The organism is Elusimicrobiota bacterium, from assembly GCA_016182905.1.
In the GTDB taxonomy this organism is placed as follows: domain Bacteria; phylum Elusimicrobiota; class Elusimicrobia; order UBA1565; family UBA9628; genus GWA2-66-18.
Genome location: JACPFR010000053.1, coordinates 1 through 25,403, shown reverse-complemented (window position 1 = coordinate 25,403; position 25,403 = coordinate 1). Strand labels below are relative to the sequence as shown.

25 protein-coding genes are annotated in these 25,403 nt (G+C 68.4%); 7 read left to right on the top strand and 18 right to left on the bottom strand.

The genetic code is table 11. From position 1 onward, the window contains the following. Positions 1-113: 113 nt before the first annotated feature. From HYV14_16210 to efp, 9 genes are all read right to left on the bottom strand, one after another. A complete protein-coding gene (locus tag HYV14_16210; GenBank protein ID MBI2387534.1) occupies positions 114-1,214 on the bottom strand; it encodes a GAF domain-containing protein in 1,101 nt (366 codons plus the stop codon). Positions 1,215-1,217: 3 nt separating this feature from the next. After that, entirely contained in the window at positions 1,218-3,011 is a 1,794-nt protein-coding gene (gene tadA, locus HYV14_16205; GenBank protein ID MBI2387533.1) for a Flp pilus assembly complex ATPase component TadA, read from the bottom strand. Further along, entirely contained in the window at positions 3,001-4,596 is a 1,596-nt protein-coding gene (locus tag HYV14_16200) for a methylmalonyl-CoA mutase (protein ID MBI2387532.1), read from the bottom strand. The genes tadA and HYV14_16200 overlap by 11 nt, the downstream gene beginning before the upstream one ends. After that, on the bottom strand, positions 4,593-4,937 hold the full coding sequence (locus HYV14_16195; protein MBI2387531.1) for a DUF192 domain-containing protein: 345 nt from the start codon (positions 4,935-4,937) through the stop codon (positions 4,593-4,595). The genes HYV14_16200 and HYV14_16195 overlap by 4 nt, the downstream gene beginning before the upstream one ends. A gap of 189 nt (positions 4,938-5,126) precedes the next feature. Continuing rightward, positions 5,127-5,333 carry a hypothetical protein gene (locus tag HYV14_16190; protein ID MBI2387530.1) on the bottom strand — a complete coding sequence of 69 codons (207 nt, stop codon included), beginning with the start codon at positions 5,331-5,333 and terminating at the stop codon, positions 5,127-5,129. After that, positions 5,330-6,661 carry a hypothetical protein gene (locus tag HYV14_16185; GenBank protein MBI2387529.1) on the bottom strand — a complete coding sequence of 444 codons (1,332 nt, stop codon included), beginning with the start codon at positions 6,659-6,661 and terminating at the stop codon, positions 5,330-5,332. Before HYV14_16185 ends, HYV14_16190 begins: the two co-directional genes overlap by 4 nt. 89 nt (positions 6,662-6,750) lie before the next feature. Next, entirely contained in the window at positions 6,751-8,394 is a 1,644-nt protein-coding gene (locus HYV14_16180) for a S8 family serine peptidase (GenBank protein MBI2387528.1), read from the bottom strand. After that, a complete protein-coding gene (locus HYV14_16175; GenBank protein ID MBI2387527.1) occupies positions 8,384-9,073 on the bottom strand; it encodes an HAD-IA family hydrolase in 690 nt (229 codons plus the stop codon). The genes HYV14_16180 and HYV14_16175 overlap by 11 nt, the downstream gene beginning before the upstream one ends. A gap of 82 nt (positions 9,074-9,155) precedes the next feature. Further along, positions 9,156-9,719, bottom strand: coding sequence for an elongation factor P (gene efp / locus HYV14_16170; GenBank protein ID MBI2387526.1), 564 nt, complete (start codon positions 9,717-9,719; stop codon positions 9,156-9,158). 91 nt (positions 9,720-9,810) lie between these two features. Between efp and HYV14_16165 the strand changes: the two genes are divergently transcribed. Together HYV14_16165 and HYV14_16160 are read left to right on the top strand one after the other, a co-directional pair. Next, on the top strand, positions 9,811-10,554 hold the full coding sequence (locus HYV14_16165) for a HAMP domain-containing histidine kinase (GenBank protein ID MBI2387525.1): 744 nt from the start codon (positions 9,811-9,813) through the stop codon (positions 10,552-10,554). A gap of 44 nt (positions 10,555-10,598) precedes the next feature. Next, on the top strand, positions 10,599-11,246 hold the full coding sequence (locus HYV14_16160) for a hypothetical protein (protein ID MBI2387524.1): 648 nt from the start codon (positions 10,599-10,601) through the stop codon (positions 11,244-11,246). On the opposite strand, the gene HYV14_16155 is transcribed toward HYV14_16160, so the two are convergent. From HYV14_16155 to rdgB, 6 genes are all read right to left on the bottom strand, one after another. Beyond that, entirely contained in the window at positions 11,243-12,766 is a 1,524-nt protein-coding gene (locus HYV14_16155) for a tetratricopeptide repeat protein (GenBank protein MBI2387523.1), read from the bottom strand. The genes HYV14_16160 and HYV14_16155 overlap by 4 nt on opposite strands. Further along, positions 12,763-14,124, bottom strand: coding sequence for a hypothetical protein (locus HYV14_16150; protein ID MBI2387522.1), 1,362 nt, complete (start codon positions 14,122-14,124; stop codon positions 12,763-12,765). The genes HYV14_16155 and HYV14_16150 overlap by 4 nt, the downstream gene beginning before the upstream one ends. Beyond that, the gene (gene rsmA / locus HYV14_16145) at positions 14,115-14,897 is read right to left on the bottom strand and encodes a ribosomal RNA small subunit methyltransferase A (protein MBI2387521.1); all 783 of its coding nucleotides are present in this window, start codon (positions 14,895-14,897) and stop codon (positions 14,115-14,117) included. The genes HYV14_16150 and rsmA overlap by 10 nt, the downstream gene beginning before the upstream one ends. A gap of 1 nt (position 14,898) precedes the next feature. Continuing rightward, on the bottom strand, positions 14,899-16,275 hold the full coding sequence (locus HYV14_16140) for a UDP-N-acetylmuramate--L-alanine ligase (GenBank protein MBI2387520.1): 1,377 nt from the start codon (positions 16,273-16,275) through the stop codon (positions 14,899-14,901). 65 nt (positions 16,276-16,340) lie between these two features. Continuing rightward, complete coding sequence (locus HYV14_16135) at positions 16,341-18,053, bottom strand: tetratricopeptide repeat protein (GenBank protein MBI2387519.1); 1,713 nt, start codon at positions 18,051-18,053, stop codon at positions 16,341-16,343. A 122-nt stretch (positions 18,054-18,175) separates the two neighbouring features. Next, positions 18,176-18,808 (bottom strand): RdgB/HAM1 family non-canonical purine NTP pyrophosphatase, encoded by a 633-nt coding sequence (gene rdgB / locus HYV14_16130; GenBank protein MBI2387518.1) that lies wholly within the window; start codon positions 18,806-18,808, stop codon positions 18,176-18,178. Positions 18,809-18,814: 6 nt separating this feature from the next. On the opposite strand from rdgB, the gene HYV14_16125 reads away from it, so the two are divergent. The 3 genes from HYV14_16125 (at position 18,815) to HYV14_16115 (ending at position 20,575) form a co-directional block, all read left to right on the top strand. Next, the gene (locus HYV14_16125; protein MBI2387517.1) at positions 18,815-19,108 is read left to right on the top strand and encodes a BON domain-containing protein; all 294 of its coding nucleotides are present in this window, start codon (positions 18,815-18,817) and stop codon (positions 19,106-19,108) included. Further along, on the top strand, positions 19,105-20,103 hold the full coding sequence (gene mutY, locus HYV14_16120; GenBank protein ID MBI2387516.1) for an A/G-specific adenine glycosylase: 999 nt from the start codon (positions 19,105-19,107) through the stop codon (positions 20,101-20,103). Before HYV14_16125 ends, mutY begins: the two co-directional genes overlap by 4 nt. Positions 20,104-20,221: 118 nt before the next feature. After that, entirely contained in the window at positions 20,222-20,575 is a 354-nt protein-coding gene (locus HYV14_16115; GenBank protein ID MBI2387515.1) for a response regulator, read from the top strand. Here HYV14_16115 and HYV14_16110 read toward each other — a convergent pair. After that, complete coding sequence (locus HYV14_16110; protein ID MBI2387514.1) at positions 20,547-21,836, bottom strand: hypothetical protein; 1,290 nt, start codon at positions 21,834-21,836, stop codon at positions 20,547-20,549. The genes HYV14_16115 and HYV14_16110 overlap by 29 nt on opposite strands. Positions 21,837-21,971: 135 nt before the next feature. Between HYV14_16110 and HYV14_16105 the strand changes: the two genes are divergently transcribed. Next, entirely contained in the window at positions 21,972-22,454 is a 483-nt protein-coding gene (locus tag HYV14_16105; protein ID MBI2387513.1) for a hypothetical protein, read from the top strand. 19 nt (positions 22,455-22,473) lie between these two features. Here HYV14_16105 and HYV14_16100 read toward each other — a convergent pair whose 3' ends face one another. Beyond that, the gene (locus HYV14_16100) at positions 22,474-23,034 is read right to left on the bottom strand and encodes a hypothetical protein (protein MBI2387512.1); all 561 of its coding nucleotides are present in this window, start codon (positions 23,032-23,034) and stop codon (positions 22,474-22,476) included. Positions 23,035-23,036: 2 nt separating this feature from the next. After that, positions 23,037-24,905: a hypothetical protein gene (locus HYV14_16095; protein MBI2387511.1), complete on the bottom strand. Its 1,869-nt coding sequence runs from the start codon at positions 24,903-24,905 to the stop codon at positions 23,037-23,039. 111 nt (positions 24,906-25,016) lie between these two features. On the opposite strand from HYV14_16095, the gene HYV14_16090 reads away from it, so the two are divergent. Continuing rightward, positions 25,017-25,403 (top strand): response regulator transcription factor (locus tag HYV14_16090; GenBank protein MBI2387510.1); only part of this gene is annotated, 387 nt, incomplete at its 3' end.

Below are 25,403 nucleotides of genomic sequence, written 5' to 3'. Positions count from 1 at the left end.
GCCGCGCAGCACGTCCTCGCGATAGGCGTAGTCCACGGCCCCCTTGCGCACGATGCCCATCACCAGCATGTTGCCGGTCAGCGCGTCGTGGTCGGTCTTCGAGAACGGGGCCATTACCAGGTTCCTCCCTGCGACTCGAGCACGGCGGCAAACGCGTCGACGACCCTCGGGTCGAAGCGGCTGCCCGAGCCGGCGCGGGCCTCCTTCATCGCCTGGGCGCCGAGAGCCCCGTCCCGCAGGCCGGCCGCGCGCAGCTCCTCCATCTTCACGACGAGGGCGAGGATGCGGGCGCCCAGCGGGATGGCATCCCCGACGAGCTTGCCCGGATAGCCGGTGCCGTCGAAGTTCTCCTTATGGTGCCGGATCATGGGGACCGCGCCGTCGAGCATCTTGATCCCCTCGAGCATGCGCGCCGAGAAGGCGGGCAGCATCTCGTCGGAGGCGCTGGTCACGCCGAGGTCGGCGAGCAGGCGGGGGCTCTTGAACGCGACGTAGCCGATCTTGTGCAGGACGCCGGCGTAGTAGAGCATGCGGTACTCGTACTCGTCGACCTCGAGGGCGCGGCCGATGGAGCAGGCGAGCTTCGCCGCGCGCACCGGGTAGTCCTCGAGTCCGGGCCGAGAAGTCTCGATCGAGGCGGTCAGCAGCTCCAGCACGTGCGAGAAGAAGTTCTTCTGCTCGCCCATGATCTTCGCGTTGACGATCGCCACGGAGGCGAGGTTCGCGAGGCTCGACAGCAGGCCGATGTGGCCCTCGCCGTAGCCGCCCTCGCGCTTGTTGAGGACCTCGACGACGCCGACGAGCTCGCCGCGGAACAGCATCGGCACGCACAGCAGGGAGCGGGTGACGAAGCCGGACGCCTTGTCGAACTTCCCGGCGAAGCGCGGGTCGCTGCGGGTGTCGTTGACGACCTGGGGCTGGCGCTCCTGGGCGACCCAGCCGGCGATGCCCTGGCCGATCGGCAAGGTCATCGTCCGCAGCGCCTTGGCCTTCTCGCCCGAGGCGACGCGGAAGAAGAGGTGCTTCTTGTCGTCGGTGACGAGCATGATGGCGCTCGCCTCCGAGTCGAGGAGCTGCTCGGCCGCCGCGCCGATCTTCTGGAGGAGGAAATCGAGGTCCGTCGTCGAGTTCAGCGAGCCGGCGATCGAGAACAGCTCGAGCGCCAGGTCGACGTTCATGTCCGGGCCGGACGCGTTCGCGTTGGTCTGTGCCATGGCTTACTCCGTGCCTCCGATGACTTCGCGGCAGGTCGTCAGGCCCAGCTTGACCTTCTCGAGGCCGTCCTGCACGATCAGGCGCATCCCTTCCTTCATCGCCTCCCTGCGGACGTTGTCGGCGGCGACGTCCTTGAGGCAGTAGGCGCGCAAAGTGTCGGACATGATCAGGATCTCGTGCATGCCGACGCGGCCCTTGTAGCCGAGCGTCTTGCAGTTCTCGCAGCCTCCCTTGGCCGGGCCCATGAGCTTGATCCCCGCGGGCAGCTCGACCTTGTTCTCCTTGAAGATCTGGATCTCGTCGGGCGTCGGGTCGTGAGGGACCTTGCACGAGCACAGCCGGCGCGAGAGACGCTGGGCGAGGACGGCCTTGATCGTCGTGGCCACCATGAAGGCCGGCAGGCCCATGTCGGTCAGGCGCGAGATCGTCGAGGCGGAGTCGTTCGTATGGATGGTGGAAAAGACCAAGTGGCCGGTCATCGCGGCTTCCATGGCGATGTGGGCGGTCTCCTCGTCGCGGATCTCGCCGACCATGATGACGTCGGGGTCGAGGCGCAGGAAGGAGCGCAGGGCCGCGGCGAAGTCGAACTTCTTGTCGCCGCCGAGCTTCACGTCGGGGTTGACGGGGACCTGGATGATGCCGTCGAGGTTGTACTCGACGGGATTCTCGGCCGTGAGGATCTTGATGTCCGGGCGGTTGATGTGGTTGAGGCAGGCGTATAGAGTCGTCGATTTTCCCGACCCGGTCGGTCCGCAGACGACGATGAGGCCGAAGTTCTTCTTGCCGCCGATGCCTTTCAAAAGTCCAAGGAGCTTGTCCAGAGTGTCCTGCAGAAAACCCATCTTCATGATGTCGACCTGCACGCTGGCGCGGTCGAGGATGCGCATGACGCACGACTCGCCGTACACGGTCGGCACCATCTCGACGCGGAACTCGATCGGCTTGCCCTGCGCCAATATCTGGATGCGGCCCGACTGCGGGATGCGGCGCTCGGTGATGTTCATCGAGTTCGTCATGATCTTGATCTTCGCGACGATCGCGTTGCGGTAGCTCCACGGCACGGAGAACGTCCCGGGCAGCAGCAGGCCGTCGACGCGGTAGCGCAGGAGGATCTTGGAGTTCTTGCCGGTCGGGTCCTCGAAGGGCTCCACGTGGATGTCCGAGGCCTTCATCGACATGCAGGTCAGGATGATCGCGTTGACGAACTTCTCGACCTCGGGCGCCGAGGCGTCGACCTCGCTGATGTCCGACTTCGGCGCCTCCTTCTGGACCTCGATGCCCTCGCCGTCGGGGACCGCGGCCTCGCTCTTGGCGACGTCCGTCATCAGGCGGTTGAGCGCCTCGCCCTCGCCGCGGCCGTAGGAGCCGTCGAGCGCGGCCATGATGTCCGTCGGCAGGGCGAGGTAGGGCTGGATCTCGAGGCCGGTGCGCAGCTGGATGTCCTCGGAGGCGAAGAAGTCGCGCGGGTCGGCCATGGCGACGAACAGCACGCTCTCCTCCTTCGCGAACGGGATCGCGACGTGGCGGCGGGCGACGGCCTCGGGGATGATCTTGGCGACCTCGGCGTCGACGTCCATCTGGAGGAGGTCGACGGCCTTGACCTGCCAGTCTTCCGAGAGGGCCTTGAGGAGCTGCGCCTTGCCGATCAGTCCGGCGTCGATGGCGGCCTGCTGGAAGCTCTTGCCCGACTTGGCGGCCTCGTCGGCGACCTTCTTGAGCTGATCGGCGTCGAGGAGCTTGCGCTCCGCGAGGACTTCCGAGACCGTCTTGCGGCGCTGAAGGCCTTTAACCGCCATGATGTTCTCCAAAGACGGACCGCAGGGTCCCGAAGATCTCGCCGATCGTCGCGCGGGACTCGACGGCATGAAGGATGTGCGGGAAAAGGTTCTGGTCGGGCGTCCGGGCGGCCTTCTCCAAACGGTCCAGGGCCGCGGCCGAGGCCTTCGAGTCGCGGGACTTGCGGAACGCCTGGAGGCGCTTGACCTGGTCCGCCTCGAGCTTGGGCGAGACCTTGAGCCGCTTGGCCGAGGTCGAGTCCTTCTCGCTGACCTGGAGGGTGTTGACGCCCACGATCTTGCGGCGGCCTTCCTCGACGTCGCGCTGCCATCTGTAGGAGGCCTCTTGGATCTCCCTTTGAGGGACCTCGCCCTCGATGAGCTTGAGCATGCCGCCCTGCGCCTCGATCTCCCCGAGCTTGGCGGAGACGCGGGCGTCGATCTCGCCGGTCAGCGACTCGATCGCCCAGGAGCCGGCCACGGGGTCGACGGTGTCGGTCACGCCCGTCTCGTGGGCCAGGATCTGCTGGGTGCGCAGCGCGAGCGACGCGCTCTCCTCGGACGGCAGCGACAGCGCCTCGTCGTAGGAGTTCGTGTGCAGGCTCTGCGCCCCGCCCAGGACCGCGGCCATCGCCTGCCAAGCCACGCGCATCGCGTTGTTGAGCGGCTGCTGGCTCGTGAGCGTGGAGCCGCAGGTCTGCACGTGGAAGCGCAGGGACTGGGATTTCGGGTCGGCCGCGCCCAGCTTTTCCTTCATCAGGCGCGCCCAGACGCGGCGGGCGGCGCGGAACTTGGCGATCTCCTCAAGGAAGTGGTTGTGGCAGCCGAAGAAAAAAGCGAGCTTCGGCCCCATCTCGTCGATCTTGATGCCGCGCGCGAGCAGGCTCTCGATGTACACGCGCGCGTTGGCGAAGGTGAAGGCAACCTCCTGGACCGCGTCGGAGCCGGCCTCGCGGATGTGGTAGCCGGAGATCGAGATCGGATGGAACTGCGGAGTGTTCTTGAACGACCATTCCATCGTGTCCGCGCACAGGCGCAGGCTCGGCGCGACCGGGAAGACGTAGGTTCCCCGCGCGATGAACTCCTTCAAGATGTCGTTCTGCAAAGTGCCCTTCAGGTCCTTCAGGGAGATGCCGCGCTTCTTCGCCGTCGCGACGTAGAACGCGAGCAGCACCGACGCGGTCGCGTTGATCGTCAGCGAGGTCGAGACCTGATCGAGCGGGATCCGGTCGAACAGCTGCTCCATGTCGTCGATCGTGCCGACGTGCACGCCGACGCGGCCGACCTCGCCCTTGGCCTTCGGGTCGTCGGCGTCGAGGCCGATCTGGGTGGGCAGGTCGAAAGCGGTGGACAGGCCGGTCTGGCCCTGCTCGAGGAGCCAGCGGAAGCGCTCGTTGGTCTGCTTGGCGGTGCCGAAGCCGGCGTACTGGCGCATCGTCCAGAGGCGGCCGCGGTACATCGTCTTCTGGATGCCGCGCGTGAACGGATATTCGCCGGCATGGCCCAGGTCGCCGGGCTTGACCGTGTCGGCGCCGTAATAGCGCTTCATCTCGATGCCGGACGGCGTCGGGAATTCGGGCTTCTTCTCGGCGGCCGCGTCGCTCATGCGGGCCTCATCTCGATGCGATCCCCGACCCTCACCGAGCCTTTGAGGACGCCGCCCTTGAGCTCGAGCACGCTGCGCGCCGACAGCACCCACGGCGACAGCCGCCACGGGCGCAGGTCCTCCATCACGCGCCGGACCGTGAGGTCCGCGTCGAGGAAGAGGACGTCGATCGGGAACTTCATGAAGAACGTGTGAATCATCGGGCACGGCACGATCCAGAGCCCCTCGTCCGCCGCCATGGACTCCCGGCCGAGGAGACCCTTGCTGCGCGAAGCGGGGTCGTCCGCCTTGAGCACGCGGGCCGCGACCGGTTGGGCCCGCGTCCGGTTAAAAGCTATCAAAAATGCCTTATTCACGCTAGAAAGGCATTCTACATGTTTTGACCGCCGGGATGGCTATGCGGCGGCGGGTCGGCGGGATAGGGCTCTTTTTTCGATTTCCATTCCTCCCTCGGGGGTTTTGAGCACATATCTGCTCAAAACCACCTCGGGCTTCATGGAAAGGAGGGATGCCCCTACAAAGACATGAGCCTAAAGATCGTCGGAGCCCTTGGCCATCACCTTGGAGATGCTGGCCTGCCAATCACCCCATGCGGCCGGGTCGGCCGGAATTCTGTCCGTGCCCAACTGCAAGTCCCCGAGGAGAGATCCGACATCGTCTGAATGCGTCCGCTCGTAGTACGCACTCAAGAATTCAACCATCGCGTCGTACGCCTGAATTTCCGTGAGTTTCTTCATGGCGAAATTCCCTTGTTCCCAAGAATCTCCTGCGGCGTCAAGGGCTTGGTATTTACCCCTCCATTCTCAATTTTTCCATTGCGAACTTTTGTCCACACCTGGGTCCCGTCGGATCGAAGCTTACTGAACCACTTGTTCCCGAACTTATCTTCCCCAATGAAGTTTGACTTATCACCAGCGGTCTCCGAAAGCATCTTGCGGTTCTCCAGGCTGTCGGAGACATGCCCCTTGGCATCGCGAAAGATGTGTCCAGCATTTTCTTCTGAGATCGGCACCTCGCCGCCGGAATTGACGCCTCCTGAATCCCCTTTGGAATAGCTGACATGCCCCAAAATCTTATTCAAACCGATCGCCGCTCCGCCGGCGAGGAGTCCCGCCTTGGCCGTACCGACGGCCGCCTGCTGAAGAACGATTTCCCCGCCCGCCGACCCGCCTCCCGCCAACGCGGGGGCCAGCGCCGGCGCCGCCGGCCCGGCCGAAGCCGCCGCCCCCAATAAAGGCGGCAGATAGGTCGCCCCGAGATAAACCGCGCCGATGACGGCCGTCGCGGCGGCGGCGGCCTTGACCTCCTGCTTGGGCTGATCCCAAAGCACCTGCTTGAAATGATCCTTCGTTTCCTGGGGCACCGCCCCCCAGGCGATCAACAGAACTCCCGCGCCGACGCCCAAGGTGGTGAGCAGCCCGAGCCCGTTTCCGTTGCTCTCGGCCGGAACGGCGGTCACGGACGGGACCTCCGCGATCTTCGCCCCGCCTTTGACAGGAAGCTTATACGGCCGGCTCGATTCATCGGCTTTAGCGACGGCGGAGCCCTGGGTCGGCGCCGGACCGCCCGACGGCGCGGCGGAGGCGCCGCCGGCTGGAGCGCCCCTCCCCTTCGCTGATTGGTAAAGCGCCCAGGCGGCCCTATCGGTGCGACCGCTCTTCTCCCAGGCTCGAAGCCCACGCTCCGCCGCGCCCGGGTAGTCCTCGCTTTCGTAGAGAAGCTGTCCTTTCGTACGGAGAAGAATAGGGCTCTCGGGGTCCGTTTCCAGGGCGCGTTCCAACGAAGCGCCCGCCAGGTCGCGCTCGCCGAGCAGCGCCGCGATCCGCGCGCGCGCCGCCGTGTTTTCGGACGACGGCGGGACTTTCGCCTCCGAAGCCTCGAGCAGCGAGCGGAAACCGGTTTCCCACTCGGCATATTCCTCGGCGGTGATCCGGCTCTCCTTCTTGTCGTCCTGCTTGCGTGTCAGGTCCTGCTCGAGACGGACCAGGTCGGGATGAGTCTCCGGGGCCGCCGCGCCGGCGGGAAAGGCGGGAAGAAGCAGAGCCAAGGCGAGGATGAGTTTCATGGCTGACCTTATCGGCGAGTATACCCCCGCACGAAGAATTTGGCCACGGATTTAAGAGGAAATTACCGGATTTTTACCGGGCGCCCCGCTCAGCGCAGGACGGAGAGGCGGCCGCGGCCGGTGCCGGCGGAGGTCGTCACGACGAAGACGTAGGTGCCGCTGGCGACCGCGCTCCCTTCGGTGTTCTTGCCGTTCCAGGACAGGCCGTTGACCTCGCGCACGAAGATCCCGTCGAGGGTGTAGATCTTGATGCCGATGCGCGTGCCCTGCAGGCTGGGCGGGAGAGCAAAAGACACTGCACCGCTCTCGGATGGCTTGAACGGGTTGGGGAAGGCAATCGGCTTCGATTCTCCGTCGAAACCGGCCAGAGTGCCGTTCGTCGTGAGCCGCATAGTGTTGAACATGTTCACGAGACCCGCACCCGCGGCAGTTCCCTGCGGGCCGAAGGACTGGCCGCCGACGCTGTAAGCGCCCGCGCGAAGGTACGCTTCTATCTGGGCAGGGGTCAGCGTCTGGTTCGTCGACAGCATCAACGCCATAAGTCCGGCGACGAGAGGCGCGGAAAAAGAGGTGCCGGAATTCGTCGTCGTGCCGCCGCCGTCGGAGTCCACGACGACGCCTACGCCCGGGGCGGAGACTCCGTGCGCGGCGAGCTCGGCGCCTCGGCAAGAGAATGAGGCGACGTTGTTCATCGAATCCGTCGCGCCGACCGGGATGATGCCCGCGCCCGCCGAAACGCCGGCGCAGTTTGCCGGGGCCATCACCCCTTGGTTGCCGCCGTCCGTGCACTGTTGAACGCCGTTGTTGCCCGCTGAGATCGCGACGGGAACCTGCCGCGTCGTCACGAGGTTGGCGAGCGCGGCGTTCGTCAGAGGACCCGTCGCGTTGCAGCCGCCGGGACCGCCGACACTGAGATTGACGACGAGCTTGCCGATAGCCGCGTGGTTTTGCAGCGTGTTCGCGGCGTAGTTGATCGCGTTGGAGATGGCGAGATCGGACGAGGTCGCGCAACCCGGATCGAATACCTTCAGAGAGATCAGGCGGGCGCCCCACGAAGCACCCGCGACGCCGACCCCATTATTCGTCGACGCGGCGGCAACGCTTGCGACTTGGGTGCCGTGATTGCAAGAGGTCGTCGGTGGATGATTCGCGGCCTGGCCGCCGGCGACCGGGAAATACTGGCTTTGGATCGCCCCGGAATTGACGAGCTTGCCGCTCAGGTCCGAATGCGTGCCGTCGATGCCGGTGTCGATGATCGCGATCGTTACGGGCCCCTTCGATCCGGTGTCGTAGTCCCAAGCCGCGAAGGCGCCGACGTTCGAAAGCGCGTATTGGGAGGCGACGAGCGGGTCGCTCGGATACGCGGCGAGCGGGATCGCGCGATTAGGGGCGACCTGAGTCACGCCCGGCATTCCCGCGAGCGCGGCCAGGGCGGGAGCGACGCTGGCGCCGGAAGAGAGCGTGATCAAGAACCAACCGGGCGTCGACACGGCCTCCATCGATAGTCCGCCGGCCATGGACAGGACGGCCGCACGCTGAACACTCGTCGCAACCGTCGAAAAATTGACGAGCACCTGCTCGCCGATGACGTTATATCCGCCTGAGCCTCCCGCCGCGCCCGCCGGAGCGGTACCGGCCGTGGCGGCCAGGCGCTCGATGCGGAACGCCGCCGCCGGGCTAGGTAGGATGAGAAGAGCCGAGCAAACGACGGCGGCGACTCGGCTAAGCCGCAACGCCGTTCTCCTTGCGGATGATGCCGACGACCTCGTAGATGTCGTCGACGTCGAACTCCGCGCCGGACTCCTTCGTCCCGAAGGTGTCGCCGTACTTGGCCCAGCAGGTGCGGATGCCGGCGCCCTTGGCGCCCTTGACGTCCCGGTCGGGCCAGTCGCCGACCATCAGGGTCTCCTCGCCCTTCGTGCCCAGCACCTCGAGCGCCTTGCGGAAAGGCTTGGGGTCGGGCTTCTTGACGCCGAAGTCCTCGGAGGTGATGATCTCGTCGAAGTAATGGTGCAGGCCGAGGCTGACGATGCGCAGCCACACCTCCATCTTCGGCGCGTCGGAGATCACGGTGAGCTTGATGCCCATCTTCATCAGCTCGATCAGGGCCTGGTTGACGCGCGGGTACAAGGTCATCGTCCCGTTCTTGGACCGCCGGTAGGCCAGGATGCCGCTGGCGAGGATCTTATAGTCGATGTGGCCGAGCTTGGCCTTCAGGATCTTGTCGAAGATCTTCTGGTCCTCGATGCCTTCCTTCCAGTAATGGTCGAAGAACTCCTTGACCAGGTCTTCCTTCGCGCCCGGCAGGCCCGCGTCCATCATCCCCTCGACGGCGGCGTCCACCGCCGACCGCTTCATCTTCATGAAGTCGGTGAGCGTGTTGTCGATGTCGAAGATGACGCCCTTTATCATGGTGTCAGGCTCGCAAATTCGTTGAATTCTCCGGCGCCGGACTCCGCAAATTCAACGAATTTGCGAGCCTGACACCAAAGAGTCACTCCTTGACGCGCTCCACGTACGAGGTCGTGCGGGTGTCGACGCGGATCTTGTCGCCTTCCTTGACGAACAGGGGCACGTTGATCTCGAGGCCGGTGTCGAGGGTGCAGGGCTTGACCATGTTGGAGACGGAGTCGCCCTTCACTCCGGGGACGGTGGAGACCACGGTGAGGACCACGTTGGCGGGAAGCTCGATGCCGGTGAGCTTGTCGTCGACGTAGACGGCGAGGACCTCCATGTTCTCTCTGAGGAATTTGACCTGCTCGCCCAGAAGCTCCTTCGGGTAGTGGATCTGCTCGTAGGTCTCGTTGTCCATGAACACCGCGCTGCTGCCCTCGTCGTAGCTGTAGGTCTTCTCTCGCTTGGTGACGGGGACCTCGCGGAACTTGGTGCCGGACGCGTAGGAGCGCTCGAGCACGGCGTTCGTCTCGAGCACGCGCAAGGTCGCGCGGTAGACGGCGGCGGACTGGGACTTGCGGTGGTGCTGGAAGTGGATGATCTGGACGATCTGGCCGTCGTCCTCGAAGACGAGGCCGTTCTTGAATTGCGAGGTGTCGATCATGGTGCTTCCTCCGGTGGAAATAGGCGCGGGAAACCGCCCTTCATCCTACTAAAAAGCCCGGAAACCGTGCTACAATCAACTTACTCACCTTATGAGCGCCCACGAACGCCTCGCCGAGCTCAAGGACCGCCTCGACGCCAAGACGCGCCTCATGCAGGATGTGGCGCACGAGTTGAAGAACCCCCTCTCGGTCATCCACGGCTACGCGTCCTACGTCACGAAGGAGAAGGTCAGCCCCGAGGAGATCCAGAAGGCCCTCAGGGCCGTGCTCTCCAACGCCGAGCGCCTGATCGGCCTCGTCGACCATCTGCAGGAGGCCGTGCGCCTGGAGTCCGACGGGTTCTCCGTGGAGAGCCATCCCATCGAGGGCGCGACCTTGCTTCAGGAGGCCGTCGAGTCCGTCGAGCTCGAGGCCGCCCGCCGCGGCGTCCGCCTGCACTGGCGCAGCCCCGTCGGCGACTCCCTGCTCGTGAACGCCGACCCGCGCCGCGTGCTGCAGGTGCTGGGGAACCTCCTGAGCAACGCCCTGAAGTTCACTCCCGCGGGCGGGACCGTCGACTGCACCGCCCAGCGCGACGGACAGTTCGTGCGCTTCAGCGTCATCGACACCGGCCCCGGCATCCCCGCCGACGAGCTGCCGATGCTCTTCGACCGGTTCTATCAGACCGCCGGCAACGTCCAGAAGCGCAAGGGCCTCGGGCTCGGCCTGTCCATCTGCAAGGGCCTCGTCACGGCGCACGGCGGCCGCATCTGGGTGGAGAGCCTCCCCGGCGTGGGTTCGGCGTTCAACTTCACCTTGCCCGCCGTCTTGACTTCGACCTCCGCCGCGCGGTAGAATTGCCCCACTGGGTCCGAGGACCCGGCTAGGAGGTAGGTCTAATGGTCCGAATCCTGTCCGCAGTCCTTATGTTCGCCGCCGTCTCGGCTTCGGCGTCCCCCGCCATCCCCTCGTTCGAGTTCGCCGCTTCGCAGCTGCAATCTTCGATCGCCGCGCTGCGCGCCTCGCAGGTCCAGGCCAAGGGCGCCGCCTCGGGCCCGCAGATCGACGGCATGGCCTGGGACCTCCAGCGCTACGAGCGCGACATCTCGCGCATGCGCAACGACCTGCGCTGGCTGCAGCAGCGCCTGCGCCGCGCCGGCTCCGCCCAGCCCGGCCGCCCCGGCCAGCAGCCCGGACAGCCCTCCGACCCGTCCCTGCGCTGGGACATCCAGCGCCTGGTCCGCGACCTGGCCCAGACGACCCGCGACGCGCAGTGGCGCCTCAACGACCTGCGCTTCCTGGCCTCCTCGGCCGAGAAGGACGAGGCCCTGGTCGCCCCCGCCTCGCGCCTGCTCGACGCCGCGCGGCGGCTCAAGAGCGAGACGAACTGGTTCAGCATGGACGCGCGCTTCGCCTACTTCGACTTCATGCGGGCGGGGTACACCTTCGAAGGCATGGACCTCGACCGGAACTCGCGCGACGTCGATACGAATGCCCAAGCGCTTCAAACCGAGGCCGACAGGCTTCTTTCGAAAGTCCGCCCTTAAGGGCGTTTTAAAGACGGGTTCAAACGCACGGCCTCGCGCACATGCGCGAGGCCGTCGTGTTTATGACCGTGTCTTATGAGCAGGACTCCGAGGTTATAACGGGCGGAGGCGAAAGCCGGGTCGTTCGCGCGAAGCGCGACCGCTTCCGAGAAATATCGGATGGCGCCGGCGTCGTCGCCTTGGGAAGCGAGGATCGACGCGAGGTTGACCCGCGCCTCGGCGTCGCGCGGTTCCAGTCGTATGGCGGTCTCAAGATGAGGAATCGCGGCGGAGCCGCGATTAGCGACGAGTAAAGCCACGGACAGGTTCGAGTTCGGGAGGTACGCGGTCGGCATAATGCCGACCGCTCGAGTCCACAACGTTACGTCGTTTTTCCAATATTGCGCCTGCCTCGCCGTCACCGCCGCAAGGATGATCGCCGTCGCCGCTAAAACGCCGGCCGCGGCACGCGGCCGGCGAACCTCGAAGGCCCCCAGCATGAGCCCGAACGCCGCGGCGAAGGGCATGCACGCGAGATAGGAATACCGGTCAGCAGCGGCCTGGCGTCCATTCTGCAGCAGCCCCGACACCGGAGCCAACGCGAGGAGGTAAGCGAACCAGACCGGCACCGCCCACGCGCGTATCTTTTTGTGAAAGCATAACCCGGTGACGAGCAGCGCCAGTAATGCTCCCGGGTACGATCCCAGTCGTATGTCGTTGCCGTTCAAAGGCAGCTCGTAGTACGGAGAAAGCCCGAACGGAAAGACCGTCTTGCTCAGATAGAACCACGCGCCCGACAGCGAGACGAGCATCCGATCCACGGCGCCGAGATCCAGCCCCCGCAGATCCCCCGTTCGGAACCCCCCCAGATTCTTGACCGCCGCAAAAACGCCGATGACGGCGTGAGGAAGAAGGCTCGCGACGGTCTTCCGCGCGTCCCGGCGCCGGACGAAGAGCTCTATGAAAAATATGAACGGCAGAACGGCGATCGAGGTCCCTTTCGACAGCGCCGCGCCGGCGAAGGCGGCCGCGGAAAGGCGGCGTCGATCCAAAAGCCAGAGATAGACGGACAGAACGGCGAAGAGACCCGACAACACGTCGCGACGCTCCGTGATCCACACCACGGATTCGACCCTTAATGGATGGAGCGCGAAGAACAGCGCGGCGCCTGCGGCGCCCAACGGCAACGGCGTGGAGGTCTCGCGCGGGAGCAATCGACGGCACGCTAAAAAGAAACAGCCGGCGGTCAAACTGTGAAGCGCGATGTTTGTTCGCCGGAACGATTCCGGATCGAGGCCCCACAACTTAAAATCAACAGCCCAACTCAACCACGACAACGGCTGCCACGGGCCGTAATGGCGAGTGCTCCACATCCACTTCAAATGGGGCCAAGACAGGCCTCGCCATTTGTCGTTGGATAATAAATTCGCCGCGTCGTCCCACTGAAGGAAAGCCGCGGGGGGCGACGCGGCGTAAAAGACAACGAAAACGACGATGCTTATCGCAACGGCGATGGAGTACTCGTTATACCGGACCTTCATACGCCCCGTTTCCTCAACCACAACCTTCCGCAGCCGGAGGGCTCGAAGTATTTATCAAAAGCGATCGTGATCTCCTTCGGCAATCTCTCGAGGCACGACACGCATCTGACCGCGCCGCGCGTGCGCGGCGCGGCGAGGGCGTCGGTGTATTGGCGTTCCAGGAACGCGGGCTCGTAATACGCTTGGCTGTCGTCGGGTATGAACCAGATGAACGCGGCGTGGGGGCGATGGAACGTATCTCCCGTCCACGAGTCCCACACCGCCGCCCCGTTCGGAAGCATGTCCGTAGCGCACTTCCACCTATGCTTCTGCTCCTGATTGCCGTAGCGGATCAGCCCGACGGCGCTCGCGGCCGGGACCGCGAACGAGACCCCGAGGGCGCCGGCCAGGATCCAGCCCCGCCGCGTCCGCGTCCCCGCCCAATGGAGCGCCTCGCGCGACGCGAACCCGGCGAGGAACGGCGCGACGAACAGGAGATGCTGGGGGTACGCCGAGGGCGTCACCGCGAGCCCCCCCAGCGCGAACGCCAGCGCTCCGGCCTCCTCGGGCCGCTCGCGCCAGCGCCGCAGGCCCCACAGCCCCGCGGCCCACATCAGCGGGTCGCTCAGCAGCGACGGCTTGAGCGTCGCGCTCCAGGAGACGTTCGCCCCGGGGAAGCCCAGGTTGTAGAGGAAGTAGTACGACCACAGGCGGCCGAGGCCGCCGCGCGCGGCGAAGTACGCGAAGCCCGCGGCGGCGACGAGGGCGCCGCCGAGCGCCGCGCGGCCCAGGACGCGCGCGCGGTCCTTGCCCGGGAGACGCCAGGCCGCGCCGAGGAGGAGCCCCGCGGCGGGGAAGGCCGCCTTCGGCGTGCACCACAGCGCGAGGCCGAGCAGGACGCCCGCGAGCGGGCCCGCCTCCCGGCCGGGACGCGCGAGCGCGTACGCGGCGGCGGCGACGAGGAGCATGCCCGGGACGTCGGGGCGGATCTCGAGCGATTTCTGGGCGAAGGCGGCGAAGGCCGCGAGCCAGGCGGCGGCGAGCGCGCCCTCGAACGGCGAGGCGCCCTTTCGCGGACGGGCGGCGAGCAGGAGCGCGCCCAGCCAGAACAAGGAGACGAAGAGGCGCCCGGCGAGAGCCTTGGCGGCGGGATCGTGCGGCGGATCGACGACCGGCGCGAGCGCCGCCCAGAACAGCGGGCCGTGATGCTCGAAGAAGTCGCGGAACGGGAGGTTGCCGCGGGCGACGAGCAGGGCGGCGTGCAGGTGCTCGAGCTCGTCGGTGTCGTAGTAGCGGTGGACGGTCAGGCCGGCGCGGAGACCCGCCGCGGCGAGCAGCGCGGCCGCCAGGCCGCACCAGGCCCAGCGCCTCAGGGACATAAGGCGCGGGAGAGCGCGCGCCAGGCGTCGAACGGGATCTCCTCCGGCCGGGCGGCGACGTCGAGGCCGGCGGCCTTGAAGGCCGCGTCCACCTCCGAGCGCGGCTTGCCGAGCGCCTTGGAGAGGACGCCCGCCGCCATCTTCCGGCGCTGGGAGAACGCGGTCTTGGCCAGGCGCCAGAAGCCCTTCTCCTCGGCCGCGGGCAGGCGCGGGACCGCATGGCGGGTCAGCACGACGACCGCGGACTCCACGTTCGGGATCGGCATGAACGCCGTGCGCGGGACCTCGAAGGCCAGCTCCGCGTCGGCGCGGGCCAGCACCGACAGCGACAGCAGGCCGTAGTCGGCGCCGCCGAGCTTGGCGACGATGCGCTCGCCGACCTCGAGCTGGAACATCAGGACCGCGCGCGTCCAGCCGTCCCAGTCGAGCAGGCGCTGCAGGATGGGCGTGCCGACGGCGTAGGGCAGGTTGCCGACGACGATGAAGGGCCCGGGGCCGAGCTCGCGCAGGTCCAAGCGCAGGAAGTCCTCGTTGATCGTCTTGAGGTTCTTCGCGGCCTCCGGGCCGACCATGCCCGGGAGCTTGCCCGCGATGATCTCGTCGAGCTCGACGGCGGTCACCTGCGCGCCGGCGGCGAGCAGGCGGCCGGTCAGCGCGCCGCGTCCGGGCCCGATCTCGAGGATGCGGTCGCCGGGGCCGGCGTCGGCGAGGCCCGCGACGGCGTCGCGGGCGCCTTCGTCGCGCAGGAAGTGCTGGCTGAGCCTGGCTCCCATCTCAGACTCCCGCCGCGCTGCCGCCGCGGCGGCGGCGCAGGAGGTCCTCGCCGATCTTCCACACGTCGCCGGCGCCGAGGGTCAGCACGACGTCGCCGGGGCGGAGGTCGCGCGCCGCCTCGAGCGCCCCCGGGAAGGGCTGGGCGTTCACGCCGGCCTTGCGGACGGCGTCGATGATGACCTTGGAGGTGACGCCGGGGATCGGCTTCTCCCCCGCCGCGTAGATGTCCGTCACGAAGACCTGGTCGGCCCCTTTGAACGCGGAGCCGAACTCGCGCGACAAGAGCTTGGTGCGGGTGAAGCGGTGCGGCTGGAAGATGACGACGACGCGCTTGGCCTTCCACAGCCCCGCGACCGCGGCGAGCGTGGCGCGCACCTCGGTCGGGTGGTGGCCGTAGTCGTCGACGAACTCGACGCCGCCGGCCGCGCCGAGGCGGTCCATGCGGCGGCCGACGCCGCTGAAATCCGCCAGGCCCCGCGCGAGGCGGTTCAGGTCGAAGCCGAGGAAGTGCCCCGCCGCGAGCGCGGCGAGCGCGTTCGAGACGTTGTGGCGGCCCGCGACGCGGAGCCGAAGGGTGAGGACCTTCCTGCCCTTGTGAAGGACGTCGCAGACCGAGCCGTCCTTGCCCAGGCGGGCGTTCTTGGCGCGCCAGTCGGCGCCGGGGCCGAAGCCGAAGGTCACGACGGGCCGGGTCACTCTGGCGCGGATCGAGCCGAGCACGGGGTCGTCGGCGCACAGCACCGCCGCCCCGTAAAAAGGCAGGCGCTGGAGATGCGCGACGAACGCGTCCTTGAGCGCGTCCATCGTCTTGTAGTGGTCCATGTGGTCGTTGTCGATGTTCGTGACGACCGCGACGAGCGGCGTCAGGAACAGGAACGAGCCGTCGGACTCGTCGGCCTCGGCGACGAGGTACTCGCCGACGCCGAGCTTCGCGTTGGAGCCGATGTTCTTGAGCTGGCCGCCGATGATCATCGTCGGGCCCGCGCCGGCCTCCTTGAGCGCCATGGAGACGAGGGAGGTGGTCGTGGTCTTGCCGTGCGAGCCCGCCACCGTCACCGTCTTCTTCATCCGGCCGAGCTCGGCCAACATCTGAGCCCTCAATACCACCGGGATCCCGCGCTTGCGCGCGTACGCGACCTCGGGGTTGCCGGCGGCGACCGCCGACGAGACGACGACGACCTGGGCGCCCTTCGCGTTCGCGGCGGAGTGGCCCTCGAAGACGCGCACGCCCGCCGCCTGCAGGCGGCGCGTGGTCTCGGTGGACTTCGCGTCCGAGCCGGAGACCTTGTAGCCGACGTTGTTGAGCACCTCGGCGATGCCGCTCATCCCGACGCCGCCGATGCCGACGAAATGGATGCGGCGCACGAACGACTTCATCAGGCCCCCTTCCCGACGGCGTGTGGAGGGGGCATTTCCTCGCCTTATGGCTCGGTCGTCCTTCTTCATTTTTCCTTGTCTCCGGGGGCTTTCGAGGCCGCGGGGAGCAGCAGCCACTTCAGGCCGTCCCGGGCGGCCTTGTTCTTCGGGGAGATCTCGAGGGCCTTGCGCAGGGCCGCGACGGCGCCGGTCTCGTCGCCGATCATGACGGAGGAGACGCCGCGCCCGAGCCAGGCCGGCACCGAGGCGGGGTCGAGCTCCGTCGCGCGGCGGAACGCGCTGTCGGCGCGCTGGCCCTCGCCGACGGCGGCGTGGGCGAGGCCGGTGGCGGTCCACCAGTCGGCGTCGTCGGGATGGTCCGGCTTCTCCCCGTTCTCGGGCAGGACCTCGGCGACGAGCGCCATCCAGCCGGTGCCGATGACCCAGAGGCCCATGTCGTTGCCGACCTGGCGCGGCTGATAGCTGACCTTCGCCGGGGTCTCGCTATCAGCACGGCCGGCGTTGACCGGCCGTGTGAAGGTCAGGTTCATGCCGAGGCGGGCGTCGGTGTCGGCGGGAGCCTCGCGCATCGTCTTGCGCAGGTCGTCCATGATCCGGCTCACCTGCGTCTCGCGGGACCGCGCGTCGCCGGGCTTCAGGGCGTAGTCGCGGCGCACGGCTTGAGGGGAGGCCTCGCCTCCCGGCCCCCCTTCATGCGCGCGGGCCAGCGCCTTCTTCAGGCTGCGGCCCTCGCCGGGCTCGCTGCGGACGAGCTTGGGCCGGGGCAGGAAGACGGCGTCCACCTTCATCATCGCGCCCTGCTCGAGCGGCACGCGGCGCAGGTTCTTCTCGAAGACGGCCAGCGGGTCGGTCTCCGGCGACGGCTCCGGCTCCTTGGCCTTCGGGTCCTCGGGGGCCTCGCCGGGCCTGGCCGCGCGCTTGCCGCCCGCGTAGGCGACGGACAGCTGCAGGCCGGGGCCGCCGACCTCCGGCGTGAGATGGAACGCGTCGATCAAAGTCGAGCGGGCCCTGGAGCGGTCCCCGGCTTTCAGCTGGAGCCGCGCCAGGCGCATGCGCGCGACGGAGTCGCCGGGCTTGAGCGAGACCGCCTTCTTCAGCGTCGCGATCGCGGCCTTGTCCTCCTTCAGCCTCTCCTCGGCGCAGCCGAGCTCGAGCATCGCGTCCTCGTAGCTCGACTCGAGCTTCACGGCCTCGCGCAGCTGCTCCGCGGCGTCGGCGTCGCGTCCGAGCTTGCGGTAGAGCTGGCCGAGCTGGAAGCGGTACAGGGGATTCTTGGCGTCGAGGTCCACGGCCTTGCGGAACAGCGCCAGGGCCCCGGGCACGTCGCCGCGCGACTCGCGGATCGAACCCAGGTTCATCTGCGCGTCGGCCCGGCCCGGCTCGAGCTCGGTCGCCTTGCGGAAGGCGTTCTCCGAGGCGGCCGCGTCGCCCTTCCACGCGTGCGAGATGCCGAGCAGCAGGTAGGCCTGGGCGCTCGCCGGGTCGAGGCCGATCGCCGTGTTGTAGGAGCCGATGGACTCGTCGACCTGGCCGTTCCAGTACTGCGCGACGCCGAGCAGCATGTGCCCGACGGGGTTCTTCGGGTCGGCGGCGACGGCGCGCCGCATCTCCTGCAGCGCGAGGTCGTACTTCTTATCCTCGATGTAGCGGTGGCCCTGGCGCATGCCGCGCACGGCCTGCGCGGCCATGATCTGGTCCCAGATCGTCTGCTGGCCCGGCTCCGTCTTCTCGGCGCGGACGCTCGACGGAAGGACGGCAACGGCGAGAATGAACCACAAAGACACAAAGACACAAAGAACGGATGAAGAGTCAACGGAAAACGCCGTTGCCGTTAACTTTCTTTCCGTTCTTCGTGTCTTTGTGTCTTTGTGGTTGAAACTCTCCGTTCTCATCGGCATGCTCACGCCTCCGCCTTGAGCAGTTCGCGCAGGCGAGGCAGGATCGAGCGCAGGGCGCGGCCGCGGTGGCTGATGCCGTTCTTCTCGTCGGGGCCGAGCTCGGCGAGCGTCCTCCCGTCGGTCAAGGTGAACAAGGGATCGTAGCCGAAGCCGCCGTCGCCGCGCGGAGCCGTGCCGATCAGCCCCTCGAGCTTCCCCTCCGCGAACTCGACCTTCCCGTCGGGGTCCGCCAGGGCGATCACGGTGCGGAAATACGCCGCGCGCATCGGCCCGGTCTTGCCGTCGAGCTCGCGCAGGAGCTTGGCGCAGTTGTCGGCGAAGGTGCAGCCCGGGCCCGCGTACCGCGCGGAATGCACGCCCGGGGCCCCGCCGAGGCCGAGGACGAACAGGCCGGAGTCGTCGGCCAGCGCCCAGGTCCCGCAGGCGCGCGCGGCCTCGACGGCCTTCTTCTCCGCGTTGCCCTCCAAGGTGCCCCGGTCCTCGACGGTCTCGGGGAACGGCGGGTAGGCGTCGAGCGCGGCGACCGCCGTCCCGGAAACCCCGAGAAGGCGTGAAATCTCCGACGCTTTGTGAGCGTTGCGCGTGGCGAGGACGAGTCGGGCCGGGTGGCGGGACAAGGGATGAAATGTTATCATTTTCTCGTGAAGCCCCTCCTGCTGGCCATGCTCGCCGCGCTGACCGTCGCCGCGTCGTCCTGCCGCGGGAACACGCAGGAGGAGGACCTCTCCGACCAGGCGACTAAGGCCCGTCTCGAGGCCGTCCTGCGCGGCCGCCGCGACCTCGACCTCAAGTACGTGACCGTGGACGTCAACTCGGGGGCCGCCACCTTGTCGGGCATCGTGCCCAACGGCGACCAGCAGCGCATCATCCGCCGCCTCGCCGCGGGCGTGCGCGGCGTCGACACGGTCCTCAACAACCTCATCATACAGGAATGAACGACGCGGGCCTCCGCCGCGATCTGACGACCTGGTACGCCCGCGCCAAGCGCGACCTCCCCTGGCGGAAGGACTCGACGCCCTACCGCGTCTGGGTCTCCGAGATCATGCTCCAGCAGACGACCGTCGCCGCGGTCGCGCCGAAGTACGAGGCCTTCCTGCGCCGCTTCCCCTCGCTCGCCTCGCTCGCGTCTTCCGGAGAGGACGAGGTCCTCAAGCACTGGGCCGGGCTCGGCTACTACTCGCGCGCGCGCAACCTGCGCCGCGCGGCCCTCTCCGTCGTCGCCGACCACGGCGGAGAGTTCCCCTCCGGGTTCGACGCCGTGCTGGCGCTTCCCGGGATCGGCCGCTACACCGCGGGCGCCATCCTCTCCATCGCCTTCCAAAAGCCGTACCCGCTCGTCGACGGCAACGTGATCCGCGTCTTCTCGCGCCTGTTCGGCCTCAAGGGACGCGCGAAGGACCCGGCGTTCGTCAAGAAGATGTGGCCGCTCGCGGAGCGCCTGCTGCCGAAGAAGGACCCCGGCGACTGGAACCAGGCGCTCATGGAGCTGGGCGCGACCGTCTGCACGCCGGATTCCCCGTCCTGCGGCGCGTGCCCCGTCGCGAGGCATTGCGTCGCGTTCAAGAAGGGCCTCCAGGACCGGCTCCCCCTCCCCGAGGCCGCGCGCAAGCCGGTGCCGGTGAAGTGGACCTGCCTCTGGATCGAGAGGGACGGGAAGGTCCTGCTGTGGCGGCGTTCGGACCAGGAACGGCTGCTGAAGAACCTCTGGGGGCTTCCTGAAGCCGGGAAGATCGAAGCGGCGGCCGGGAGGCTTCTCGCCAGGGCGTCGCACTCGATCACTCACCACGCCTTGAGCGTCGAGCTGCGCGAGGCGTCCTTGGCCGGCCCGCTTCCGCTCGAAGCGAAGTGGGTTCCCAAGGGCGAGATACGGGACTCTCTGGTCTCGTCTCTCTGGCTCAAGCTTCTCGCGGGCCTCTCGGCCCGCCGCTGACTGTTTCCGGAAACAGTCCGGCTCGCCGTCGCCCCCTTTACCGGATTTTTGCCGCCGCTTCACCGAAAACTATCCATCCTGTAATGACGTTCCGCGGCCGCGGGTCTACACTGCGGATATGAGCTGGGTACTGGTGATCGAAGACGAAGAGGACATCTCCTCCTTCCTCCGCTTCGTCCTGGAGAACGAGGACTTCACGGTGAAGGTCGCGGGCAGCCTGGCCGAGGCGCGAGCGCATCTGAAAGGCGGCCTGCCGGACGCGGTGCTGCTGGACCGGGGGCTGCCGGACGGGGACGGGCTGGAGATCTGCCGGGAGCTGAAGGGCGCGGGTAAGACGCCGCCGGTGCTCGTGCTGAGCGCGCGCAAGGACCCGGCGGAGGTCGCCGAAGGCCTCGCGGCCGGGGCCGACCACTACATCACGAAGCCGTTCCAGTTCACGGACGTCATCTCGCGTCTGGCGCCGGCACGATAGCCGCGCGCGCCTCGCGCGCGACCTTCCGCAGCCGCGCGGACGCGGCCGCGTCCCGCGGCAGGGGCGCCGCCTTGAGGCGCGCCACAGGGATCTCGCCGTCGAAGCCCTTCAGGCGCGTCGTCTCCCGCGCGGCGCCCTCGAGCAGGGGCGCGACGCCGGGCTCGCGCGCCGCCGCGCCGCCGATCAGGGCCTCGCCGTCGCCCGAGAGCCTCATCAGGCGCGCCGCGGCGTTGACGGTGTTGCCGAAGTAGTCGACCTCGCCGGCGCGCTCCTCGCGGATGACCCGGCCCCAGCTGAGCCCGACGCGCGCGCGCATGAGCCGCCCGAGCGGGGCGGCCGCGCGCAGGTCGGCCATGCGTCCCTGGATGGCGGCGGCGGCCTTCACGCCGGCCTCGGCCGTCGGGAAGCTGGCCATGACGGTCTCCCCCTCGGTCTTGACGACGCGGCCGCCCCGCCGCTCGACGGCCTCGCGCACGAACGCGTGGAACGCCTTCACCGCGGCGTAGGACCGCCGCCGGCCGTACCGCTCGTAGGCGGTCGTCCAGCCGTCGAGAGAGGCGAACATCGTCGCGGCCATGTCGACCCGGACGGAATCGACGGGACGCGGCGCGTCCGGGGCGCGCGCCGCCGCGGCGGGCGCGCCTTCGGCGCCGTCCTCGGTCGCGATGGCGCCGCCGTCGGCGGACGCGGCGAGCGCGAGCGTCTTCTCCACCGCGCGGCCGTAGATCTCCGGGGCGGCCCCGGTCGCGTCGACGAGCACGCGGCCGGCGTGCACGCCGACGCGCAGCTTCGGGACCTTGGCCCCGGCGGCGGCGCGCGCGGCGCTGTCCCGCTGGATCGCCTCGGCGGCCGCGAGGGCCGCGCCGTAGGTCGGGAAGGCGATCAGGCTGCCGTCCCCGAGGCGGCGGATCACGCGCCCGTCGAACGCGGAGGCCGCGCCCTCGGCGCCGTCGACGGCGTCCCGGATCAGCGCGTGGGCGCGGCGGGTCCCCTCGGAGAGATGCAGCGCCGTCGAGTCCTTCGCGTCGAACACGAGGAGCCCCACGCCCCTGCGCTCATAGACGCCCGCGGCCGGCGACAGGTCGAGCGGCGCGGCCGGGACCGGCGCGGGCGCCGGAGGAAGCTGCGGCGCCGACGCGGCGAGCAGGGGCGCGGACGTCCCGGCGAGCGGGAGCGCGAGCGCGGGCGCCGCGGGCGCGGAGAGGGCCGGCGCGGGAGCTCCCGCCGCGAGGCGAAGGGCGATGACCGTCTCGATGACCATGCGCCGTCAGGTTAACACCTCCGCGCCGCGGCCGTCAGCGCCGACGGACCCACCTCCCCGGCGGCAAAAGGCCCACACAAAACCGTCCCGCCGCGTCTATGGGAACGCCCGCGGGCTCATGCTACCCTGTGGTCGATGACGATACACTCCACGCACCGGGTCTCGCCCGAGGAGGACGCGCGGCACCTCCTCGAGGAATGCCGCGTCATGGCGGTCGGCGTGCAGGCGCTGACCGGCTTCCTGCTGCTCTCCATCCTCACGCCCGCGCTGTACGACCGGCTCGGCGAGAGCCTGCGCCTCTGCCACCTCTCCGGCCTGGTCCTCGTGATCGTCTCGATGTTCCTGCTGCTGACGCCCGCCGCCTTCCACCGGCTGGGCGAGCCGGGCCTCTCCACGGAGCGCTTCCTCGACTCGGCGTCGCTGTTGATCGGCTGGGCGCTGGCGGCGCTCCGCCTCGGCGTCGTCGTCGAGGTCTATACCGCGGCGCGGGCCCTCGGCGCCTCTCCGGCGGCCGCGACCGGCCTGGCGGGCTTCCTGTTCATCCTGTCCTGGACCCTCTGGTCGGTGTACCCGCGCGTGTCCGCCATGCGTCTGGCGCCGCACTCGAAAGCCGACTGAGCCGGCGGCGGCCCGCCGCTCAGAGCTTGGGCTTGAAGCCCTTCTCGACCAAAGCGCGGAACACCCGGCGCTGCGCCTCGTCGATCGAGGCCGGGGCGGTGTAGATGAGCAGGTAGAACCCGCTCTTCGCGGACACCGCGACATGCTCCTCGCGCATCGGCACCTCCTTCGGGGACATCGTGCGGGGGGCGGAGAACTCGGTCGTGTCGCGCTCGAGGCGCAGGGCCTTGCGGCCCGCGACCGCGGCCTTCTCCACGGGCCCGTCCTTCCAGCCCTTGACCGGGATCGACGAGGGGCGCGTCAGGCGCTTCATGTACTCCTCGGGCGTGGCGTACTGAGGGTGGTCGGGACGCACGAAGCGCACGGAGATCAGGGAGGACACGCCGTCCGCCGCGGGCCCGGTGAACACGGCGCCGCCGGCACGCCGCTCGATCGCCCAATCGGCCGGCATGAACACCTCGTAAGAGGCGTCGACGACGGCGGGCTTCTCCTGGCGTTCCACTTTTTTGCCTCCGGCCGGCGGCGCGGCGGAGGCGCCGAGGGCGGCCGCCAGCAGAAGAGAAGCGAGTATCGGCGTCATGGTCACTCCTTGTCCAGCCCGAACGGCATCGGCACGGCGTCGATGCCCCGCTCGGTGCGGACCCCGTCGCGGGGTTCGAGGATATTGTAGCGCTCGCGCGTCGTCGCCGCCACCGCTTCCTGGCGTCCGCGCAGCGCGTTGTAGTGCTTCGCGGCGTTCGCCGCGCGCTCCCGCTCGTCCTTGACGTAACCCTCGATCGTCACGCTCGAGGCCTTCAGGACGTCGGCCTGGAAGGCCGCGTAGGTCTTGTAGGACGCCTTGAGGGCGGGGGCCCCGGCCTCCAGCCGCTTGCGCGCGGCCTCCGGCAGCGCGGCGCGGCGCTCGAGCTCCGCCTCGAGCGGCTTGGCCACCGAGTTGTGCCACAGGATCGCGCACCAAGCGCCGCCTTCCTTCGAGAGGGTCTCCGGGTAGTGCGCGTTCGGGATGGTCCGGTCGAAGTACCCCGGGCCTTCCGACTCCATGCGCTTGGCGTAGGAGAGGTCCCCCCGGACGACGCTCGAGGTCTCCGCCTCCTTCTCGGCCCAGGCGGCGAACTTCTTGTCCACGCGCAGCTTCTGCATCATGAACAGGGCGTCGGTCTGGAACGCCTCGACCTCGTCGCCCTGATGGTAGAGGCGGGGCATCTTGTTCTCGCGCGCCCAGACGTCCTGCCGGTGGTGCTGGGCCTCGTGCACGAAGGTCGAGGCGAAGATGCGGGCCAGGTTCTGCAACAGCGCGGGGTCGCGCTTGAGGGTCTCGATCGTCGCCCCGTGGGTCTTCACGTATTCCTCGACGTAGCGCTCGTTGAAGTACAAGGTGTCCCCGCCGTGATGATACCAGCCGAGGGCGCTCATGCTCGTCGTGGTGAAGGTGACCTCCAGCGGCACGCGCGCGTAGAAGGCCTTGAGGTCGTCTCCCGCGAAGGTCCCCTCCGTCTCCTTGAGCAGGGCGCTCTTGAGCATCGACGCGACCAGCTTGCGGGAGTCCGCGTCGAACTTCTGGTCGTCGCGCGGCGGCGCGGCGGCGAGCAGGGAGGCGGGGCGCTCGCCGTAGTTCTCGAAGATCTTGGCCAGCGCGGCGAGCCGGGCCTCGGTGGTGGGAGCGGAGAGCGCCTCGGCGAGCAGCGCCTTCTGGCGCGGGTCGCTGCTCATCGCGACGCGCGCGCGGGCTTCGGCCAGCGAAGAGGCCGCCTGGGTGATCTCCTCCGACCGCTTCCAGAGCCCCGACATCTCGTGGCTGCTGAGCGCCTCGGAGACCTCGTAGACGCGCGCGTAGAAGTCCGCGGCGGCCGCGGCGTCGGCGGGGTTGAGCTTCATCATCGCGTCGCGCTCGGCCAGCGCCCAGGCGCGCATCGTCTCGTGACGGGCCTTGAACGGGAGCTTGGCCCAGCCCGCGTCCTGCTTGCGCGCGACGGCCCACGCCTTCTGGCGCGCCGACAGCTTGTCCCAGTTCCACAGGACCTCGCCCAGCGAAGCGAGCGTCCGCTCGCCGATGCCGGGCAGGTTCTTCCGCGCCCAGGCCGGGAAGAGAACGCCGTCGAGGCAGAACGCGCAGTCCATGCGCTTGCTCAGGCTCTGGCGGATCGAGTGGACCGAGGACTCCCCGCCGAGCACGCCCTTGGGGTCGGCGAGCTCCGTGGCGCGAGCGAACACCTCCAGGTAGGCGGCGGGGTCTCCGGCCTTGACGGTCTCCTGAGCCCTGACGTCGCCGAGGAAGCTCTCCGCGGCCGGCAGATCGTTGCCCAGGACGATCTTGGCCCGCAGCACCCGGATGTCCGCCGTCGAGGGGTTCTCGAGGTCCGTGCCGGCGCCGGCAGCAGCCGCGGTGAGCGCGAGGAAGGCCGCCAGGAGGGCGGCCGACGGGAGGACGACGGCGCGACGAGAACGGGACATAGAGGGGTTCGGCACCCTCAGGGTAACCCCGCCGCCCCGGATATTCAAGGCCTATTTACGCCACCGGGGGGGTGACTTGCGCCGCGCGCGGAATCCGTCTAAACTGCGGTCATGTCCCATCGGGTGCTCGTGGTCGAGGACGACCTCGATATTCAAGGCTACTGCAAAACGATTTTAGAGTCCGAGGGCTTCGCGGTCGACGCCTGCGACACCGCCGCCGAGGCCCGCCGGCTGTTCGCCGCCAACCGCCCCGACCTGGCCGTGCTCGACATCGGCCTGCCCGACGGAACCGGGATGGACCTTATGAAGGAATGGCACGCCTTCCCGGGCCCCAAGGTCCCCATCCTGTTCCTGACGGCGCGCGGCGACCTGAAGACCCGCCTGGAGTGCTTCCAGAAGGGCGCCACGGACTACGTGCACAAGCCCTTCGCCGCCGAGGAGCTCCTCGCCCGCGCGAAGGTCCACCTCCAGGTCAAGAAGTCCCACGAGGAGCTCATC

Bases quoted from the DNA above. Each gene is read 5' to 3' on its own strand.
- HYV14_16210 (MBI2387534.1), bottom strand. From the start codon at position 1,214: ATGGCACAGACCAACGCGAACGCGTCCGGCCCGGACATGAACGTCGAC.
- tadA (MBI2387533.1), bottom strand. From the start codon at position 3,011: ATGGCGGTTAAAGGCCTTCAGCGCCGCAAGACGGTCTCGGAAGTCCTC.
- HYV14_16200 (MBI2387532.1), bottom strand. From the start codon at position 4,596: ATGAGCGACGCGGCCGCCGAGAAGAAGCCCGAATTCCCGACGCCGTCC.
- HYV14_16190 (MBI2387530.1), bottom strand. From the start codon at position 5,333: ATGAAGAAACTCACGGAAATTCAGGCGTACGACGCGATGGTTGAATTC.
- HYV14_16185 (MBI2387529.1), bottom strand. From the start codon at position 6,661: ATGAAACTCATCCTCGCCTTGGCTCTGCTTCTTCCCGCCTTTCCCGCC.
- HYV14_16175 (MBI2387527.1), bottom strand. From the start codon at position 9,073: ATGATAAAGGGCGTCATCTTCGACATCGACAACACGCTCACCGACTTC.
- efp (MBI2387526.1), bottom strand. From the start codon at position 9,719: ATGATCGACACCTCGCAATTCAAGAACGGCCTCGTCTTCGAGGACGAC.
- HYV14_16165 (MBI2387525.1), top strand. From the start codon at position 9,811: ATGAGCGCCCACGAACGCCTCGCCGAGCTCAAGGACCGCCTCGACGCC.
- HYV14_16160 (MBI2387524.1), top strand. From the start codon at position 10,599: ATGGTCCGAATCCTGTCCGCAGTCCTTATGTTCGCCGCCGTCTCGGCT.
- HYV14_16155 (MBI2387523.1), bottom strand. From the start codon at position 12,766: ATGAAGGTCCGGTATAACGAGTACTCCATCGCCGTTGCGATAAGCATC.
- HYV14_16150 (MBI2387522.1), bottom strand. From the start codon at position 14,124: ATGTCCCTGAGGCGCTGGGCCTGGTGCGGCCTGGCGGCCGCGCTGCTC.
- rsmA (MBI2387521.1), bottom strand. From the start codon at position 14,897: ATGGGAGCCAGGCTCAGCCAGCACTTCCTGCGCGACGAAGGCGCCCGC.
- HYV14_16140 (MBI2387520.1), bottom strand. From the start codon at position 16,275: ATGAAGTCGTTCGTGCGCCGCATCCATTTCGTCGGCATCGGCGGCGTC.
- rdgB (MBI2387518.1), bottom strand. From the start codon at position 18,808: ATGATAACATTTCATCCCTTGTCCCGCCACCCGGCCCGACTCGTCCTC.
- mutY (MBI2387516.1), top strand. From the start codon at position 19,105: ATGAACGACGCGGGCCTCCGCCGCGATCTGACGACCTGGTACGCCCGC.
- HYV14_16115 (MBI2387515.1), top strand. From the start codon at position 20,222: ATGAGCTGGGTACTGGTGATCGAAGACGAAGAGGACATCTCCTCCTTC.
- HYV14_16110 (MBI2387514.1), bottom strand. From the start codon at position 21,836: ATGGTCATCGAGACGGTCATCGCCCTTCGCCTCGCGGCGGGAGCTCCC.
- HYV14_16105 (MBI2387513.1), top strand. From the start codon at position 21,972: ATGACGATACACTCCACGCACCGGGTCTCGCCCGAGGAGGACGCGCGG.
- HYV14_16100 (MBI2387512.1), bottom strand. From the start codon at position 23,034: ATGACGCCGATACTCGCTTCTCTTCTGCTGGCGGCCGCCCTCGGCGCC.
- HYV14_16095 (MBI2387511.1), bottom strand. From the start codon at position 24,905: ATGTCCCGTTCTCGTCGCGCCGTCGTCCTCCCGTCGGCCGCCCTCCTG.